This is a genomic window from Blattabacterium cuenoti, assembly GCF_014252075.1.
GTDB classification, from domain to species: domain Bacteria; phylum Bacteroidota; class Bacteroidia; order Flavobacteriales; family Blattabacteriaceae; genus Blattabacterium; species Blattabacterium cuenoti_AC.
Window position 1 is genome coordinate 546325 of the sequence record NZ_CP059209.1, and the last position, 18699, is coordinate 565023.

Annotated in this window: 17 protein-coding genes and 2 tRNA genes; 10 read left to right on the forward strand and 9 right to left on the reverse strand. The window is 24.9% G+C overall.

Annotated elements, in window-relative coordinates; all coding sequences use genetic code 11:
* The first annotated feature begins 8 nt into the window (after positions 1-8).
* Entirely contained in the window at positions 9-872 is an 864-nt protein-coding gene (locus H0H47_RS02680) for a sigma-70 family RNA polymerase sigma factor (RefSeq protein WP_185865943.1), read from the forward strand.
* Positions 873-885: 13 nt separating this feature from the next.
* Here H0H47_RS02680 and H0H47_RS02685 read toward each other — a convergent pair.
* From H0H47_RS02685 to H0H47_RS02695, 3 genes are all read right to left on the reverse strand, one after another.
* Positions 886-959, reverse strand: a tRNA-Arg gene (locus tag H0H47_RS02685).
* Positions 960-979: 20 nt separating this feature from the next.
* Positions 980-1738, reverse strand: coding sequence for a triose-phosphate isomerase (gene tpiA, locus H0H47_RS02690; protein WP_185865944.1), 759 nt, complete (start codon positions 1736-1738; stop codon positions 980-982).
* 20 nt (positions 1739-1758) lie between these two features.
* Positions 1759-2253, reverse strand: a complete 495-nt coding sequence (locus H0H47_RS02695) for a nucleotide modification associated domain-containing protein (RefSeq protein ID WP_185865945.1) — start codon at positions 2251-2253, stop codon at positions 1759-1761.
* A 56-nt stretch (positions 2254-2309) separates the two neighbouring features.
* Between H0H47_RS02695 and folP the strand changes: the two genes are divergently transcribed.
* The 5 genes from folP (at position 2310) to H0H47_RS02720 (ending at position 7512) form a co-directional block, all read left to right on the forward strand.
* Entirely contained in the window at positions 2310-3143 is an 834-nt protein-coding gene (gene folP, locus H0H47_RS02700; protein WP_185865946.1) for a dihydropteroate synthase, read from the forward strand.
* Positions 3144-3167: 24 nt separating this feature from the next.
* Positions 3168-3962: a diadenylate cyclase gene (locus tag H0H47_RS02705; protein ID WP_185865947.1), complete on the forward strand. Its 795-nt coding sequence runs from the start codon at positions 3168-3170 to the stop codon at positions 3960-3962.
* A 12-nt stretch (positions 3963-3974) separates the two neighbouring features.
* Entirely contained in the window at positions 3975-5279 is a 1305-nt protein-coding gene (locus H0H47_RS02710; RefSeq protein WP_185865948.1) for a UDP-N-acetylmuramoyl-tripeptide--D-alanyl-D-alanine ligase, read from the forward strand.
* Between the two features lie 69 nt (positions 5280-5348).
* Positions 5349-6371 carry a pyruvate dehydrogenase (acetyl-transferring) E1 component subunit alpha gene (gene pdhA, locus H0H47_RS02715; protein WP_185865949.1) on the forward strand — a complete coding sequence of 341 codons (1023 nt, stop codon included), beginning with the start codon at positions 5349-5351 and terminating at the stop codon, positions 6369-6371.
* 4 nt (positions 6372-6375) lie between these two features.
* On the forward strand, positions 6376-7512 hold the full coding sequence (locus H0H47_RS02720; RefSeq protein ID WP_185865950.1) for a dihydrolipoamide acetyltransferase family protein: 1137 nt from the start codon (positions 6376-6378) through the stop codon (positions 7510-7512).
* Here the strand turns inward: H0H47_RS02720 and H0H47_RS02725 are convergent.
* Positions 7509-8216 (reverse strand): TerC family protein, encoded by a 708-nt coding sequence (locus tag H0H47_RS02725; protein WP_317168672.1) that lies wholly within the window; start codon positions 8214-8216, stop codon positions 7509-7511. The two genes, H0H47_RS02720 and H0H47_RS02725, sit on opposite strands and share 4 nt — an antisense overlap.
* Positions 8217-8663: 447 nt before the next feature.
* On the opposite strand from H0H47_RS02725, the gene secD reads away from it, so the two are divergent.
* Complete coding sequence (gene secD / locus H0H47_RS02730) at positions 8664-11393, forward strand: protein translocase subunit SecD (protein WP_185865952.1); 2730 nt, start codon at positions 8664-8666, stop codon at positions 11391-11393.
* Positions 11394-11397: 4 nt separating this feature from the next.
* Entirely contained in the window at positions 11398-11649 is a 252-nt protein-coding gene (locus tag H0H47_RS02735; RefSeq protein WP_185865953.1) for a Sec-independent protein translocase subunit TatA/TatB, read from the forward strand.
* Here the strand turns inward: H0H47_RS02735 and H0H47_RS02740 are convergent.
* From H0H47_RS02740 to H0H47_RS02750, 3 genes are read right to left on the reverse strand one after another with little or no spacing between them, the layout of a single operon-like run.
* The gene (locus H0H47_RS02740; protein WP_185865954.1) at positions 11646-13757 is read right to left on the reverse strand and encodes a SurA N-terminal domain-containing protein; all 2112 of its coding nucleotides are present in this window, start codon (positions 13755-13757) and stop codon (positions 11646-11648) included. The two genes, H0H47_RS02735 and H0H47_RS02740, sit on opposite strands and share 4 nt — an antisense overlap.
* Complete coding sequence (locus tag H0H47_RS02745; RefSeq protein ID WP_185865955.1) at positions 13754-15028, reverse strand: hemolysin family protein; 1275 nt, start codon at positions 15026-15028, stop codon at positions 13754-13756. Before H0H47_RS02745 ends, H0H47_RS02740 begins: the two co-directional genes overlap by 4 nt.
* Before the next feature lie 6 nt (positions 15029-15034).
* Complete coding sequence (locus H0H47_RS02750) at positions 15035-15397, reverse strand: hypothetical protein (protein ID WP_238785081.1); 363 nt, start codon at positions 15395-15397, stop codon at positions 15035-15037.
* On the opposite strand from H0H47_RS02750, the gene H0H47_RS03160 reads away from it, so the two are divergent.
* Both H0H47_RS03160 and H0H47_RS02755 read left to right on the forward strand, forming a co-directional pair.
* The gene (locus tag H0H47_RS03160) at positions 15396-15548 is read left to right on the forward strand and encodes a hypothetical protein (RefSeq protein WP_238785082.1); all 153 of its coding nucleotides are present in this window, start codon (positions 15396-15398) and stop codon (positions 15546-15548) included. The genes H0H47_RS02750 and H0H47_RS03160 overlap by 2 nt on opposite strands.
* Positions 15549-15588: 40 nt before the next feature.
* Positions 15589-15661 (forward strand) — tRNA-Phe (locus H0H47_RS02755).
* Between the two features lie 4 nt (positions 15662-15665).
* Here H0H47_RS02755 and H0H47_RS02760 read toward each other — a convergent pair.
* Positions 15666-16166 carry an OmpH family outer membrane protein gene (locus H0H47_RS02760; protein ID WP_185865957.1) on the reverse strand — a complete coding sequence of 167 codons (501 nt, stop codon included), beginning with the start codon at positions 16164-16166 and terminating at the stop codon, positions 15666-15668.
* A 21-nt stretch (positions 16167-16187) separates the two neighbouring features.
* A complete protein-coding gene (locus tag H0H47_RS02765; protein ID WP_185865958.1) occupies positions 16188-18689 on the reverse strand; it encodes a BamA/OMP85 family outer membrane protein in 2502 nt (833 codons plus the stop codon).
* Positions 18690-18699: the final 10 nt, after the last annotated feature.

Here is an 18699-nt window from a genome sequence, read left to right on the forward strand (position 1 = left end):
ATAAAACTATGAGACAACTTAAAATTACTAAACAAGTAACAAATCGTGAATCTGAATCATTGGATAAATACCTTCATGAGATAGGAAAAATTCCATTACTAACGCCAGAAGAAGAAGTAGAATATGCTCGTAGAGCAAGAGAAGGAGATGCATCTGCTATAAATAAACTTGTAAATGCAAATTTACGTTTTGTAGTATCTGTCGCTAAACAATACCAAAATCAAGGATTAAGTTTATGTGATTTAATTAATGAAGGAAATTTAGGTTTGATAAAAGGAATATTGCGCTTTGATGAAACAAGAGGTTTTAAATGTATATCCTATGTTGTATGGTGGATAAGACAAGCAATTTTACAAGCCATAGCTGAACAATCACGTTCTATTAGACAACCCACAAACAAATTAGCTTTATTAAATAAAATTTTAAAAACTCTTGCTCAATTAGAGCAAGAATTGCAAAGAACTCCTTCTTCCAGAGAAATAGCAGAACATCTAGATATGAATGAAAAAGATGTAGAAGAATCTATTAAAAATTCAGGAAGACATGTTTCTATGGACGCTCCTTTAATCGAAGGAGAAGATTCCAATTTATATGATTTGGTAAGATCTGATGAATCTCCTCGTCCAGATGAACATTTGGAAAAAGAATCTCTCCGTAAAGACATAAAAAGAATCTTAGAAACTTTAAGCGAAAGAGAACGTCGTGTTATTATTTTACATTTTGGATTAAATGGATCTCCTCCAATGACTTTAGAAGAAGTAGGGCAATCTTGCGATTTAACAAGAGAAAGAGTAAGACAAATAGAGAGCATTGCCCTAAAAAGACTCAAACATTCTTCTAGAAGCAAAATTCTTAAACCTTATTTAGGGTAAATTTAGGAAAACACGACCTCGAAGGGACTCGAACCCATAACCTTCTGATCCGTAGTCAGATGCTCTATCCAATTAAGCTACGAGGCCTATAAAGAAACAAATATATATCAAGATTGAATAATTTTTAAGAAATTCTCGATTTTAAGTGAGGATTTTCCTACAAGACCTCCATCTATGTCTTTTTGTAAAAAAAAATCTCCTGCATTAAGATTATTTATACTCCCTCCATACAGAATGGGAATTCTATTTGAAATACTTTCTCCATATTTTTCCAAAAATAAAGATCGAATGAATTTATGCATTGTTTGAGCTTGTTCATACGTCGCGTTTTTTCCTGTTCCAATAGCCCATATTGGTTCATATGCTATATAAAAAAAACCAATTTCATCTCGAGTACAATGAAAAATAGTTTCTTTCAATTGATTTTTCACAATGTAAAATTGTTGATCTCTATTTCTTTCAAAAGAGGTTTCTCCTACACAAAAAATGATATCTAATCCATATTTCAATGCTATTTTTATTTTTTTGAATAAAATATCATTATTTTCAAAAAATAACTCTCTACGTTCACTATGTCCTAATATTACTTTAGTAATTCCTATAGATTTTAACATAGAAGCTGATACTTCACCTGTATATGAACCTTTGTCCATTTGATAGATATTTTGAGCAGCAATCTTCAAAGTAGTTCCTTGTAAAATCTGATTTGAAATATGTAAAAAAGGAAAAGAAGGAGCAATAATAATTTCTTTGTTATGATTTATTTTTTTCTCTAAAAGAATTTTCAAAAAATTCCTAAGAAAAAAACTCGTTTCATGAAAATCATGATTCATTTTCCAATTTGCGATGACAATTTTTTTCCTCATAAGATATAAACATTTTTAGATCAAAAATTTTTTTTTAACAAAAAAATGGTTTCAATTAACATTTTAAGATAAAATTTTTCTAATTTTTTGAATGCAACTTTTCCTTCATTTTTTTTCAAGTATAAAATATTTTCTAGAATATTCTTAATAGAAATTATCTTATTTTTGGAATTTTTATGAATACAATTTTTGATTTTTTCAAATTTTTGATTATAAATAAAAATAACATCACAACGTGATATTGTATCAATATTTAATATAAAAAAAATATCCAATTTAATTAATATAATTATTATATAATTTATAATATCCATATATGTATCTGTTATTTTTTCTTCTTTAATTTCTTGATATCCTTTTGATTGAATATTTTTTATTCGAACTACTTTAATAAGAATTTGATCTATTATAGAAGAATTTTTTAAAAATTTCCATGAAAGATCATAATCTATTAATTTATCTAAAAATAACTTTCTACATTTTTGAAAAATAAAATTAATAGAAGGACGACTCATGTTATTTAATTTTATTATATGTATATGATAATATATTACAAATAAATAGTTTTTAAATGACAATTAATTGTGCAGGATCCTTATTACATTTAAAAGAACCCAAAATTATGGGAATAGTGAATTTAACTCCTGATTCTTTCTACGATGGTGGAAAATTAAATTCTGAAGCTAGCATACTGAAACACGTAGAAAATTTATTAAACGAAGGTTCTGACTTTATAGATATTGGAGGTTGCTCTACTCGTCCAAAATCAAAATTTATAACAGAAAAAGAAGAAATAAAAAGAGTCATAAAACCTATTCGCGCTATCATAAGAAATTTTCCAAACATTAGAATTTCTATAGATACTTTTCGCAGTGAAGTAGCAAGAATAGCTGTTGAAGAAGGAGTCGTAATGATAAATGACATATCAGGAGGAAAATTGGATAATAATATGTTCCCTTTGCTCGGAAAACTTAAAATTCCATATATATTAAATCACATGAAAGGGATCCCTGAAAATATGCAAGAAAATCCATACTATGAAAATAATGTAATCACAGAAATAAATAATTTTTTTTCGAAAAAAATTTTCCATTTAAAAAAAAACGGAATTCAGGATATTATCCTGGATCCAGGATTTGGTTTCGGAAAAACATTAGAACAAAATTTTCAATTATTAAAATACTTGTCTTTATTAGGATTTCAAGATCATTTAATATTAATAGGAATTTCTAGAAAATCTATGATTAAACATCTTCTACAAATTTCTTATGAAGAATCATTAAATGCTACATCAGTCATTCATACTATAGCACTATTGAATGGATCTAAACTATTGCGAGTACATGACGTTAAAAAAGCAGTGGAATGCATTAAATTAGTACAATATTACAGAAATATTTTCTAATTCCCTAATAATTTTATATTACTTTTGTATGAATCCTTTTTTTCATTATTATATTCTTTGAAAATTTCTTTCATCGATATTTTAGATCTATTCTTGGTGGGGATTATTTTATTCCAAGTCTATAGATTGGTTTATAGAACTGCTGCTCTGAACATTTTTTATGGAATCATTGCAACATTTATTTTCTGGAAAATAGTAGAGATTTATGAAATGAAACTCCTTAGCATAGTTATAAGTGCTTTTTTCAAAGGAGGGTTTCTAGCACTAATTATTGTGTTTCAACCAGAAATTAGAAAATTTCTACTCATAGTAGGAAGCAGAATATTTTTCAAAAAATTTATATTTTCTCTTTTCTTCAAAAAATCAAATGTTTCAATCAAAACTGAAACTATAGATAGTATTGTAAAATCTTGCGCTATTTTTTCAGGAGATAAAACAGGTGTTTTAATAGTCATTCAATTACATCAAGATCTTAAAGAATTTATTCAAAATGGAGATGAAATGGATGCTAAAGTTAATATTCCTATTCTAGAAAGTATTTTCTACAAAAATAGTCCATTACATGATGGAGCTGTGGTTGTTATAGGAAATAGAATAGTGAAAACAAGAGCTATCCTTCCTGTATCTTACAACAAAGAAATCCCATCACGTTTAGGATTACGTCATAGATCTGCTATTGGTTTATCTGAAAAAACAGATGCTATATGCCTTGTTATTTCTGAAGAAACAGGTTATATATCTTATATTAAAGATCAAAAAAGAATTGTTATAACCAATATTAACAATCTAAAAATGAAACTTGAAGAAGATTTACTTTAATTTGATTAAAGAATGAACATTCAAAACATATATCAATTATATACGATTTCTTCTGGGGTAGAAACAAACAGTAAAAAAGTTAAAAAAGGATCTATTTTTATAGCTTTAAAAGGAAAAAATTTTGATGGAAACCAATTTGCTCATGAAGCCATTTCAAATGGAGCAATCCTAGCGATAGTAGATGATAATAGGGGCCTTTCCTCTAAAAAAATTGTTCATGTAAATAACACTTTATACTTCTTACAAAAATTAGCTATGTATCATAGATATCAATTACGTCATATCCCAATTATAGCTATTACAGGGAGTAATGGAAAAACCACCACAAAAGAGCTTACGAAAGCTATTCTTTCCAGAAAATATGAAAGAGTTCATTCTACTAAAAATAATTTTAATAATCATATAGGAATTCCATTAACTATACTTTCCATGCCTATTAATACAGAAATATCTGTCATGGAAATTGGAGCTAATCACGAGAAAGAAATAGAAAAAATGTGTTCTATCATTAAACCGGATTATGGATATATAACTAATTTTGGAAAAGCTCATTTAGAAGGATTCAAAAGTATAGATGGAGTTATCCGTGGAAAACTTGAATTATATAACTTTTTAAAAAAAAATAAAAAAGTAGTATTTGTAAATGGAGATGACTCTATTCAATTAAATAATAGTATAGGGATGAATAGATACGTTTTTTCGGAAAAAAAGAATAAAAAATCAGATGTAAAAATTGAATATTTGTGGGATGGACACAATTTGGAATCAATTTTATATATTGAAAAAATGAAAATAAGTTCTTCTTTAATAGGGAATTATAATCTATATAACATAGCTTCTGCTATATCCATTGGAAAATATTTTAAAATATCTTTAGAAAAAATAAAAAAAGCAGTAGAAGAATACATTCCAAAAAATCATCGTTCTCAGATTTTGAATAAAAAAAATATCAAAATTATTATAGATTGTTATAACGCCAATCCTACTAGTATGATAAAAACTCTTACCTTTTTTAGTAATCATGTGAAAGGAAATAAAATTGCTATATTGGGAGATATGTTGGAATTAGGATTTTATTCTTATCATGAACATGAAAAAATAATTTCTTTTATAGAAAAAAGCAACATAAATATAACATTCTTGATTGGAGATATATTCTTTAGAAATAATCTAAAAACTTCTCAAAAAATAAAAAAATTTATAGATAAAAAAGAATTCATTGAATGGATCAAAAAACAATCCTTTCAAAAAGTTGATTATGTACTCATTAAAGGATCCAGGAAAGTTGCCTTGGAAAGCCTTATTGATTTAATTTAATTATTCTTTGTAGATTGAATCTTAAAGATTAAATTTGCATACGATAGATAATCTCATAAATTTTTTCTTATGAAAGAAATTACCACAGAAACCTATCTCAAGTGGTTTAAGGATATGTCTTTTTGGAGAAAATTTGAGGACAAATGTCGTTCACTATACTTGAAACAAAAAATTAGAGGATTCTTACATTTATATAATGGACAAGAAGCAGTTCCTGCAGGATTAACTCATGCAATGGATATGTCTAAAGATAAAATTATAACAGCTTATAGATGTCATATTTTACCCATATCTATGGGAGTAGATCCAAAAAAAGTTATGGCAGAACTTTTAGGGAAAAAAACAGGAACTTCTTATGGGATGGGTGGGTCCATGCATATTTTTAGCAAAAAACATCGTTTTTATGGAGGTCATGGAATTGTAGGAGGACAAATACCATTAGGTGCTGGAATCGCCTTTGCTGATAAATATTTTAATAGAGACGCAGTCACTATAACTCTTATGGGAGACGGTGCTGTAAGACAAGGATCTTTACATGAAACGTTTAATATGGCTATGATATGGAAACTTCCTGTTGTATTTATATGTGAAAACAATAAATATGCTATGGGAACTTCTGTAGAAAGAAGTACAAACATGGAAGAAATTTATAAAATAGGTTTATCATACGGAATGCCTTCTCATCCTGTAGATGGAATGGATCCTGAAAAAATAGCACAAGCAGCTTCTATTGCAATAGAAAGAGCTAGAAAAGGTGAAGGAGCTACTTTTTTAGAGATTAAAACATATAGATATAGAGGGCATTCCATGTCAGATTCCGAGTCATATCGAAGCAAAAAAGAAGTCCATTCATATAAAAAAAAAGATCCCATTTTAAAATTAAAAAATATTATTATACAAAATAAATGGGAAACCATGGAAAATCTGAACACTATAGAAAATGAAGTAAAAAAAGAAGTAGAAACATGTGTAGAATTTGCAGAAAAATCGGATACACCTTCTTTAGAAGAAATGTATAATGTTGTTTACAACGAAACAAATTATTCTTTTTTAGATAAATTAGACCATCGTAAGATCAAAAAAAAACCTTAGAATAATGGCAGAAATAATATCTATGCCCCAATTAAGTGACACAATGGAAGAGGGGACTGTAATCAAATGGAATAAAAAAATAGGAGATAAAGTTTCGGAAGGTGATATTTTAGCTGAAATAGAAACAGACAAAGCTACTCAAGATTTTGAAATAGATATCAGTGGAGTTTTGCTTTTTATTGGGGTTAAAGAAGGAGAAAAAACACGAGTGAATGATATCTTAGCGATTATAGGAGAAGAAGGAGAAGATATCAGTCATATCATTTCAAAATCAAATAAAAGAGATACAAAATATCAAAATAATAAACAGGATAGAATATTTATTTCTCCTTTGGCAAAAAATATGGCTAAAAGTATAGGAGTTTCTATAAGTGACATCAAGGGAAAGGGAAGTGGAGAATATGGAAGAATCGTAAAAAGAGATATTGAATACTATGAAAAAACGAACTTAAAGGAAGTTAATCAAAAAATCGCTCATTCTTCCATGAGAAGAAAAATAGCAAAACATTTAACTTTTTCTAAATTGTCTGCTCCACATTATTATTTGTTTAGTGAAATAAATGTGGATAAATTGATTGAATTCAGGAAAAATTTAAACAATAAACTTTCTTTGGAAGAAAAGATATCATTTAATGATATTATTATAAAAGCAGTAGCTCAATCTTTGAAAAAACATCCTGACATAAATATATCTTGGAAAGAAGAAGAAGTTATACTTCATTCACAGATTCATATTGGAATAGCTGTAGCAGTAAAAGATGGATTAATAGTACCAGTTATTAAAAATGTAGATAAAAAATCACTATTACAAATATCCAAAGAAATCAAAGATAAAGTCTTACGTTCAAAATCAAAAAAAATACAACCAGAAGAAATAGAAAACAGTACATTTACAGTTTCTAATCTGGGAATGTATGGAATAGAATCTTTTACTTCCATTATTAATACCCCTAACTCTTCTATTTTATCTGTAGGATCTATTATGAAACGACCAATTATTAAAAATTCTAAAATAGAAATAGGGAATGTCATGAAAATTACTTTGTCTTGTGATCATAGAATTATAGATGGGGCTATAGGAAGTAGCTATATTCATTCTCTTAGGAAGTTTTTAGAAGATCCTATAACCATATTATTTTAATTTTTTATGATTTTTTTTACCCATGAAAAAAAAATGGGAAAAGCGAATATAGAAAAAGTGAGGAATGAGAACATTCCCTCGGATGGGAAAAAACTATAATTTTTAAAAGAAGAAAAAATAAGTTTGATTCCGAGAACAATAATTATGAAAAAAGAAGAATTTTTTAATTCTGGAATCCTTTCCATTAATTGAATAAAAAATTGAGACATCAATCTCATTGACAAAATTCCTATAAATACACCTAAAAAAATTAATATAAAGTTTTCTGAAAGAGCAACAGAAGCGAAAATATTATCAATAGAAAAAGACAAATCCATAATTTCTATGAATAGAACAATTTTCCAAAAAGAATCTTTTTTTTTTACATTTTTTGAATCTTTTAATAAAAAATTTCTTTTTTTTAAGAAATGATTTAATCCCAAAAAAATTAAATATAAGCCACCTAATGGTTTCAACCACCATATTTTTATTAATACAGAAGCAAACAGTAAGCATAATCCTCTAAAAAAATAAGCTCCAATAATTCCATATTTTATAGCTTTTTTTCTATCTTCTTTTTTTAAATTCATAATCATAGAAGCCAATATTGCTGCATTATCTATGGATAAAATACTTTCTATTAAAAATAGATTTCCTATAATGGAAATAGATAAAACAGGATGATCAAAAATTTCTGTAATAGATTTTACAAGATTCATTTTCATTCAAAAACTTTAACATCATTAGATAATCTAGGGATTAAATTTTCTATCATTTCTAATATTTTTAACGATAAAAGTTATTATGTTCAGATATTATGTTCAGATTAAAAAATATTCTTTCAAATATCGAAAAATATTTCTGATTAAAAAAAGGAAGATGACAAAAGAAAAAAAATAAATATTTTTTTCGTATTTATCTGATAATGTTTTTATATAATAAAAAAATATTTTATGATAAAATCAAAAAAACTATTAAAATAATTAAAAAATGTTGTTTTATTTTCGTTCTTGTAAGATTCAAGTAAAATTACTAATACAGGTGAAATCTGTATCCATTGAAAATCAAAAATTCAGAATATAGCATAATATGTTTATATTATCGAAATAATCATTTCACATTTAATTTTTATATTTTTACTATGCAAATCTGAAAATATTTAGAAAAATAAAATGCGTATAGGAAACTTTTTTACGGTTTTTACAACCATAATATTAACTGCAATTTGTTTATATTATATACATTCCAGCGTATTTAAAAAATATAATCAAAAAATTCTAAATCTAGGTTTAGATTTGAAAGGAGGAATTAGTATAATTTTGGATATATCTGAAAAAGATTTATTGAAAAAATTTTCTGAAAATTCTAAAAATCCTTTTTTTATAAAAGGATTAGAATATGCGGATAAGAAAAAAAAAGAAAATCCAAATGAAGATTATTTATCATTTTTTATTAATTTTTTTAATCAACTAAACATTAGTTTATCTTCTCCAGATTTATTTGGAAATAGAATCAATATAGAAAAAATTGATTCTAACAGTTTAAATTCAGAAATAGAGACTTTTCTTAGAAAAAAAATAGAATCATCTATTATTTCTATTCAAAATATATTAAGATCTAGAATAGATCAATTTGGAGTCCTACAACCGAATATACAACGTATAAAAAATTCGAATCGAATTTTGATAGAATTATCTGGAATTAAAGATCTAGATAGAATAAAAAAAATTTTAGAAAAAAAAGCAGAACTGCATTTTTTTGAAACTTATAACTTCCAAGAAGTTTTTCCATATTTTAACGAAATAAACAAATTTTTTCATAGAAAATTAAATAAAAAAAAATCTTTTATAGATCTTTTGAATATTTCTAACTTAAAGTCAAACAATATAGTAGGATTAGTTCATAAAAAACATAAAAAAGTAGTTTCTGAATTTTTAAATTCAATAGAAGCATCGGAAGCTTTACCATATAATTTACATCATGTAAAGTTTTTGTGGGGAGCTAAAAGTCTTTTAAATAAAAATTTTTTGCAATTATTTGCTGTAAAAATAAATAATGAAGAAAAATCTACATTCTTGAATGGAGATATTGTGACTCGTGCCTATAAATCTTTTGGGGCTTTTAATGAAATATCTATTAACATAAAAATGAATCAAGAAGGAACTAAAAAGTGGAAAATGTTTACTGAAAAGAATATAGGTCAAAATATAGCAATAGTTCTTGATGATTTAGTCTATGCAGTTCCTTTAGTTCAATCAGTTATTCCAAATGGAATGTCTCAAATATCTGGGAATTTTTCAATACAAGAATCAAATGATTTAGTTAATGTATTGAATGCAGGAGAATTTCCTACTTCAGTAAACATTGTCCAAACTGATATGGTAGGACCTTCTTTGGGAAGAGAATCAATTCAAAAGGGAGTAAAATCTTTTTTAATTGCCTTATTTTTTGTATTCTTTTGGATGATTTTTTATTATTCAATTCCAGGATTGTATTCTGATATAGTTTTAATTTTCAACATAATATTTATTTTTGGGATTCTTATTTCCATGAACGCCGTATTAACTTTTCCTGGTATTGCAGGAATTATATTGACATTAGCCATGTCTATGGATGCAAACATTCTGATTTATGAAAAAATTAAAGAGAATATAAAAAATAAAATTTCTATTTTCAAATCTATTCATAACAGTTACACGTTACAAGGGGCATTATCTTCAATTATAGATGGACAAGTTACCACTTTGTTGTGTGGAATTATTTTGTTTTATTTTGGAACAGGACCTATTCAAGGGTTTTCCACAACTTTAATTATTGGGATCATAACATCTGTGTTTACTTCTACTTGTTTAGGAAAATTGTTATTAGAATGGCATTTAAAAAGATATCAAAATATTATTTTTAATAATAAAATGATGTTTATGAATGTTTTTCATAAAATTCAAAACATACAATGGGATTTTTTATCTAAAAGAAAATGGTCTTATGTTATTTCTTCTTTTATTTTGATAGTCAGTATTTTTTCTCTGAATTTTCAAGGGTTAAACCTTGGATTAGATTTCGTTGGAGGACGTTCTTATGTCATTATTTTTGATCGAAAAATAAACCCTGAAAAAATTTCTGAAATTTTATCAAAAACATTCATAGAAAAAGAAAAGCCTTCATTTCCAAATGTCTTTACATTTGGAAATGAAAAGCAACTGAAAATAGTAACTAAATACAAAATATGGGAAGATAATAATAAAGTAGACGAAGAAATTTTGCAGAAAATGTTCATATCTTTAAAAAATTATTTTCCCGTTCATTTTGATTTTAAAGATTTTAAAAATATAGAAAAAAATAAATCTTTAGGAATTTTATCTTCCGAAAAAGTGGAACCTTTAATAGCTAAAGATATGAGATATAAATCTTTTATATCAATTATTCTTTCTTTAATAGGAATATTTTTATACATTTTAATAAGATTCAAAAAATGGCAATTTGGATTAGGAGCTGTAGTTTCTTTAATTCATGATTCAGTAATTGTTCTTGGAATATTCTCTTTTTTTTATAGAAAATTTTCTATTCTAGAAATCAATCAATCTTTTATAGCGTCGTTATTAACCATAATTGGTTATTCTATTAATGACACTGTAATTGTTTATGATCAAATTAGAAAAATATCAAAAATAACAATGTTTTCAACAATGAAACAAATTATTAATACAGGTATTTCTAGTTCTCTAACAAGAACTATAAATACTTCATTTATCACTCTATTAGTAATTTTTATCATTTTTTTATTTGGAGGAACAACTCTTCGTAGTTTTATGTTGTCTTTATTTATTGGAGTAAGTATTGGAACTTATTCTTCTATATTCATCGCCCCATCTATAGTATACGATTTTTGTAAAAAAATATAGGGAAATGAAAAATTTTTTATTTATTAGTATTGAAGAAAGTTTTTTTATCATTTTAATAGCTATTATTGTTTTTGGACCGAAAAAAATACCGGAGATAGCTCGTGGGTTAGGAGAAGGGATCCGATATTTAAAAAATGCTAAGGAAAAAATAAAAAATGAAATTCTTATGCAGGATGATCAAAAAAAACAAACTTCTATTTTTCAAAAAGAAAAAAAAAAAAAGAAAAATATACCCCCTTATTCTGTTAAACGCTAAATATTTTTTCTATAATCTTTAATTCTTGATTTTCCAATTAAGACATCTCCTAATTTTTCTAAAACGTTTCTCCTTAAGTCAGAATTTAAAAATTCTATTTCAGAAGAAAAATAAGAAGGTTTTCTAGATGTGTTAAAACGTTTTAATGATCTTACAAAAAAAACCCCTTTCTTCCCTAATATGGGTTTAGAAGTTTTGTATAATTTTGAAGAAAAAGCATATCCTACTACTTTAGGCTCTTTGTATTCACCAATCATAGAATCATAAAAATTAATTTGACAATATTTATTGATTTTTTTAGAAAAATGAATAGCTATATTTTCTAAACTATTAGAATTATTTATCATTTTAGAAAAATCAATAAATATTTTTCTATTCATTAATAAAGGAATCAAATTATTTTTTATTTCTTCAATAGGATATCCCTTTTTTTGAATTTCAGACAGAAATACTATAATGTAATCTCTGTTTGAAGTGTAAAAAATTTTAAGATCTCCTTTTTTTCTATTCTTTTGGTAAGACCAATTTATGATTTCTTTATCTAATTCAGTATTTAATCCATGGATATTCCATTGATGATTTTTTACTGTTTTTAGAAATATAGTTTCGTATCTTTTTTTTCTTGCATTATTAATAAATGTATTCAAATTGGAATTTTTATTTTTTTTCACAAATTGAACAACATTTTTATGAAGTATATCTTCCGTTTTTTTTGATGGAATAAGTGTTTTTATGATTATAGAAAATTGATATACAGGCTGTAATTCTTTTTGTTTTTCTATTCGGATAATATGATATCCAAATTTAGTTTCAGTAAAAATTATTATTCCTTTTTTGTTTTCTGACGAAAAAATATCGAATTTTTTTACATCATTTTGTTCTTCGTATTTCATCCATCCTAAACTTCCTTTATTTTTTTTCGCATTAATGAAGTCATCAGATTTTTTCATAACTAAAGAATCAAATTGAGAAGGACTTTTTTTAACAATATTGTATATTTTTTTTGCTAGATTTTCAGCCTCTTTTTTTGTTCTATGATTAGAAGATCGTATAGCTTTTTCGTGCGAAATCAATATATGACTGGATAAAACAGAATTGTATACCATTTTTTTTCCAGTTAATTTAGCCATAATATAAATATTGTTTTCTTTCACAGGACCAAACATGCTTCCAATCTTATTCTTTTTTTCAACAAAATTTTGGAAAATAGGAGGAAGATTTTTTTTTAAATAAAAATTAGAATCAAAAGGTCTTTCAGATTGATTAGAAACAATCATAGAATGATGATCAGAAGATTTAAATTTTTTAAATAACTTACTGATTTTATCATCCATATTTTTCTCATCATTCAAAGATGGATGAGAACGTAAAATAACGAAACTAAGATTTCTTAAATTTTCTGTTTTATAAACAAATTTGTTCTTTTTAATGTAATCATAAATCTCATAATTTTTTATTGGTCTATATCTTTTTTCTATCTCTGAATAAGGAATCAAAACATAATCAATGATAGAAAAATAATTTTTATTTCTGTAATTTAATTCAGCTTCTATAAAAGAAGTATTCAATCCATACATCAACATTTCTACATATTTTTTTGCAACAATTCTTTTTATAATATTATTTTTCTCATAAGACCAAATATTTTTTTCTTCTTCAAATTGAGGAGTTTTATTAGATAATTTTTCTAAATTTTTTAAATATAATCTAAATTTATCTAGATCCATTTTTCCATTTTCATTTTGAAATTCAGGAATTTGACTATATATAGATTGTTTTTCTATAGCTTTCCAAAAATCTTTTTTTGTGCTTTGTATTCCTAATTTTTCCGCTTGTTGGGTTAATACTTTTTCATGAATTAACAATTTCCAAACATCATTTTTTAATGATGAATCAGATTCTGATTCACGAAATCGTTTCAAAAATTGAATGTTTTCAAAATATTCTTTGAGAAAAATATTATCTCCATTGACTTTTCCTATCACATTAGAATTTTCAGAAAAAAATTTTAACAAAATATTAGGATCTAATACAAAAAATACTAAAAAAACCCCTATAAATAAGAAAATTAACCACGTTTTTTTTCTGATTTTTTCTAAAAAACTCATTTTAAGTCAAGATTTTTTTTAAGAAAAACTTCTTCTATTTTATTTTTAGATACTTTTTTAATTTCAATAAAAAAATTTTTATTAATGACAATTTTCTCTCCATATTTAGGAATATTTCCTGTATAAGTCACAATCAATCCTCCTAAAGTTTCATATTTTTCGGATTTTGGAAGATCTAAATCATACTTAGCATTAATAAAATCGATTTCTAAACGTGCAGAAAATAAAAATTCGTAATCATTTAATCTTTTATCTAATAAAATATTTTCATCATGCTCATCTTTTATATCTCCAAGAAATTCTTCTAGAATATCTTCTATAGTTATCATACCTGCCGTTCCTCCATATTCATCTAAAACTATAGCTATGCTTCTCTTTTTTTTAATTAAAAGATCCATGATCTCTCTCACAGGTGTGGTAATATAAACTAATTCTACAGATCTAATTAAAGATTCAATATTTTTTGGTTTTTTCAAAAGTTCTAAATAATGAATGTATCCTATAATATTGTCTATATTATTTTTATAAATCACTATTTTAGATAATCCACTTTCTGTGAAAAGATTACGAATATTATCCACAGAAGAAAATGTAAAATTAGAAGAAACTATTTCTTTTCTAGGGACCATACACTCTCGTGCTTTTTTTTCTGAAAAATCCAAAGCTTTATGAAAAATTTCAATTTCAGATTCTATAAGATCTTTTCCCTTAATATTGTTTTCCATATTCTCTGATAGGAAATAGATTAAATCTTCTTTATCAAAAATTTTTTTTTTATTATTTTCTTTTTCTCCTAAAATTTTTAGAAAAACATTAGAAATCCAAATAACAGAGTTAGTAATAGGAGAAAAAATTTTACATATAATATATACGGGAACAATAAATAAACTCAATAATTCATTTGAATATACACTAAATATTATTTTAGGAATAAATTCTCCAATAATTAAAATAATAGTAGCGGAAAAAACCGTTTCTAAAAAAATTATCCATAAAGAATTATCCAAAAATTCTTTTGGTAAAATCGAAAAAAATAATTTTCCCATATAAATCCCATATATGACTAAAGATATGGTATTTCCAATTAGCATTGTAGTTATAAATTTTTTAGGATTACTAATGCTTTTAGAAAGAATTTTAGAACGAAAAGATCCTCTTTTCTTCTCCAATTCTATTTGAAATAGACTAGAAGAAATTAAAGCCATTTCCATCCCAGAAAAGAAAGCAGATATAAGTATAGTAATAAAAACTATACTAATATGAAAAATCATATTATATCAAATCAAAGGTAAAGTCCCACTAATATTTTTTAATTTTATTTTTTTGAAATTTTCAGAAGCTTCTATTCCATTTATTGCATGTAATATAGTTCCATCTGAATTATATATCATTGTATACTTTTCATTAAATATTTTTTTCTGTTTTCTATTCCAGAAAATTTCTTCAGTTTTCACAAAGTATCCATTAGAATTCATAATTTTAATATTTCCTTTAATATGATAAATTATTTTTCCAATTGATTTAACCCAATCAGCTTTAAGATAAGTATATTTATTGGTATTATTTTCATAAATAAACAAACAAAAACCATTTGGAAATAAGGTGTAATAAGTATATTCTTTTATGAGAGGTGAATACATGAAAGTTTTCAGTAAACCATTTTCTTTGTATAAAAGACTTGTTTTAATGAAAATTCTTTTAGGAATTTTTATTTTATTTTTTTTTATTAAAAATTCTTCTTTTTTGCAAGAAAAAATAAACGAAATTAACAAAAAAAATATGATTGTGTAACTTTTTGATTTATTACTTATTATTGTATTTTTGTTTGCATGGTATCTTAGCTCAGTAGGTAGAGCAAAGGACTGAAAATCCTTGTGTCCCCGGTTCGATTCCGGGAGATACCACCTTTTATATTCCTAATTCTTTTTTAACTTCCTCTGTTATATCTTTTCCTTTATTAAACAAAACTCCTTTTCCAGGACTACAATCATCAACTCTTATAATATTTTTATCTTTTTCTATTACTTTATGAATTGCATTTTCTATTCTCCTATATATAGGATTTAATAATTTATTTTGTTTTTTAGTTAAATCATCAGATGCTGTTTTTTGATATGCATGAGCTCTTGCTTGCAAAATTTCTAGTTCTTTTTTAAGAATTGGATTTCTATTTTTTTGAAATTTTTCTGCTTTCTTGTGAAATTCTTTTGCTAATTTATCTAGTATATTCTCATGCATTTTACTAATCCTATCTAATTCTCTCTGAGCAGTAGAAAATTCTGGCATTTTTTCTATAATAAACATACTATTAAGACAAACTATTTTTTGTTGACATTCTTTAGAATAAGAGTATGAATATCCAAATAAAAAGAAAAATAATAAAAAATAAAAAACTGTATTTTTTTCCATATGATTTTTATATTTTGTTAATTACAAATCTTTTCCTATAATGAAATGAGTTCTCCATTTTGATTGAGTTTTATCTGCAATATCTAGAGGGTATCCAAAATCCACTCCTATAAATCCTATTGGATTCCAGAATAAACGAAATCCAAATCCAAAAGATTTATTCATTGTGAATGGATGAAAGTTTTTATAAGAATCGCTGACATTTCCTCCTTCCATAAAAAAAGTAGTCCAAATTTTTAAATTTGAAAAATCCTTAATTAAATAACGCATTTCCAAAATAAGTTTATTGTAAATGACTCCTCCAGAACTTGGAATTGAATATCTAAAATTCTTTGTTAGAAAAGAATACCCCCTTAAAGGAATATGATCTCTATCTTCTAATTTTGATCCAAACAAATTATTTTGGACTCCCCCTATATAAAATTTTTGAAATGGAAACAATTCTTTTGAATCATCATATTTTCCTAGATATCCAAATTCTCCTCCTATTTTTAATACCATATTTTCTATAATTTTTTTATACCAGAGAAAAATTATTTTCAACTTATAATACTCCATCCATTTCATTTTATTTTGATCATTCTCCTTTAAAATTATAGAATATGGAAGAGTGAATATATTATTCAATTGTATTTTTGATCCTCTAAATGGAAATATGATATCGGGTTCAGTAGAAAGTCTTTGTAACGAAATTAAAAAGCTAAGATTATGAAATTTATGTTTTTGATACGAATCGATTTCTTTAATATCGTAAATAAATTTATCGTAATCTATAGATGTTAAAATTTTTGAATAAGGATCTAAAAAAGTTAAAAACTTATTTAAGTTAACAGAAATTCCTATTTTTTCTAAAGATTGTTTTTCTTCTATTTTAGCATTTTTATATATTTGAGATAAAAAATAAAAATCTTCCTCTTTTTTGATTTTTTTTGTTGAATAATCTCCTTTCAAAGTTAGGGATGTCGGATTTGTTTTTTCTATCCAAGGTTCTGTGAAAGAAAACCCATAAGACTTAAAATCTTTTCCTAATTGACTAAAAATAACTAATTTTTGCCCCTCTCCTTGAGGAATAGGATTCCAGAATTTCCATTTAAAAAAGTTTTTAGAAGAAAAGTTTCCAAAGTTTAACTTAAAATATCCAATAATTTTTTTAAAATCTTTTCCTCCAAATCCTCCATGAAATTGAAATTCATTAGTATTTTTTTCTACAACATGCCATTCTATATCTGCAGAATTATTTTCTTGATTTGGCTTAATTTCAGAATGTACTTTTTCGAAAAGATTTAAATTTTCCAAATTTAATAAACTATATTTCATATTTTTAGGAGAAATCAAATCCCCTGGATAAGTTTTTAATTCTCTTCTAATTACATGATCTTTAGTTATTGAATTCCCTAATATTTCAACTTTATTTATATATACAGGTTGATTTTCTGTAATTTTTATCTCCAAATCTATTTTATTGTCTATGATTCTCTTTTCTATCGGAATTATATTAACAAATAAATAGCCTAAATCTAAATAAGTATATAGAATGCTGGAAGGAAAATAAGTATTTAAAATATTTTTTTCAATTTCAATTTTATTGTAAATATCTCCCTTTTTGTAGAAAAAAATTTTTTTTAGATAATTTGTTTTTAATTTTTTATTTCCTAAAAAATCTACATTTCCTAAATAATATCTATTCCCCTCAATCACTTTTATTTTCATTCCATAATTTCCAGATTTTTCTTTCCAAACAGAATCTAATAATACTTGAATGTCAATAAAACCCATAGATTGATACTTCTCTGCGATATTCTTTAAATCTTTTCCTATATTCTCTTGAACAAAGAGATAAGTAGATTTTTCTACAATTGGAATATAAAAACTTTTTTTTGTTTTGATCATTAGACTGATCAATTCTTTATCGTTAATCACATTGTTCCCTTCAAATAATATCTTTTCGATTTCAATTTTTTTTCCTTTATCAACAAAAAAATATAATATATTTTTATTGTTTTCTCTGATTATTTCATTTTTTATATTAATTTCATTATATCCTTTTTTTCTGTAATACTCTTGAATATCGTTTTTTATAATTTGAATAAAATCATCAGAAATTTTATCTCCAGATTTAATTTTCTTTATATTAGGAAATTGTTCTTTTCTAATTCCTATTACTTTAACTTCATGAATTTCTATTAAATCTTCCAGTTCAAAAAATATATCTATTTCATTTTTAGATACATTTTTTTTATAAATAGATATATTTCTAAACAGATTGCTTTTCCACAATTTTTGGATAGCATTATCTATTCCATAAGAATCAATTAAATCTCCAGAATAAATTCCAGATAAATCGGAAATAAAATGACTATCATATTTTGTTTTTCCCATTACATGAACTGATTTAACAACGGAATTTGAATTTTGATTTATTGAAATATTAAAATTTTCTTTAGAAGAGTAACCTTGTTGTATTTGCATTATCATTAATATTAATAAATAAAAAATGCTTCTTAGAAAAATGTTTTTTTTCATGAATGCAAAA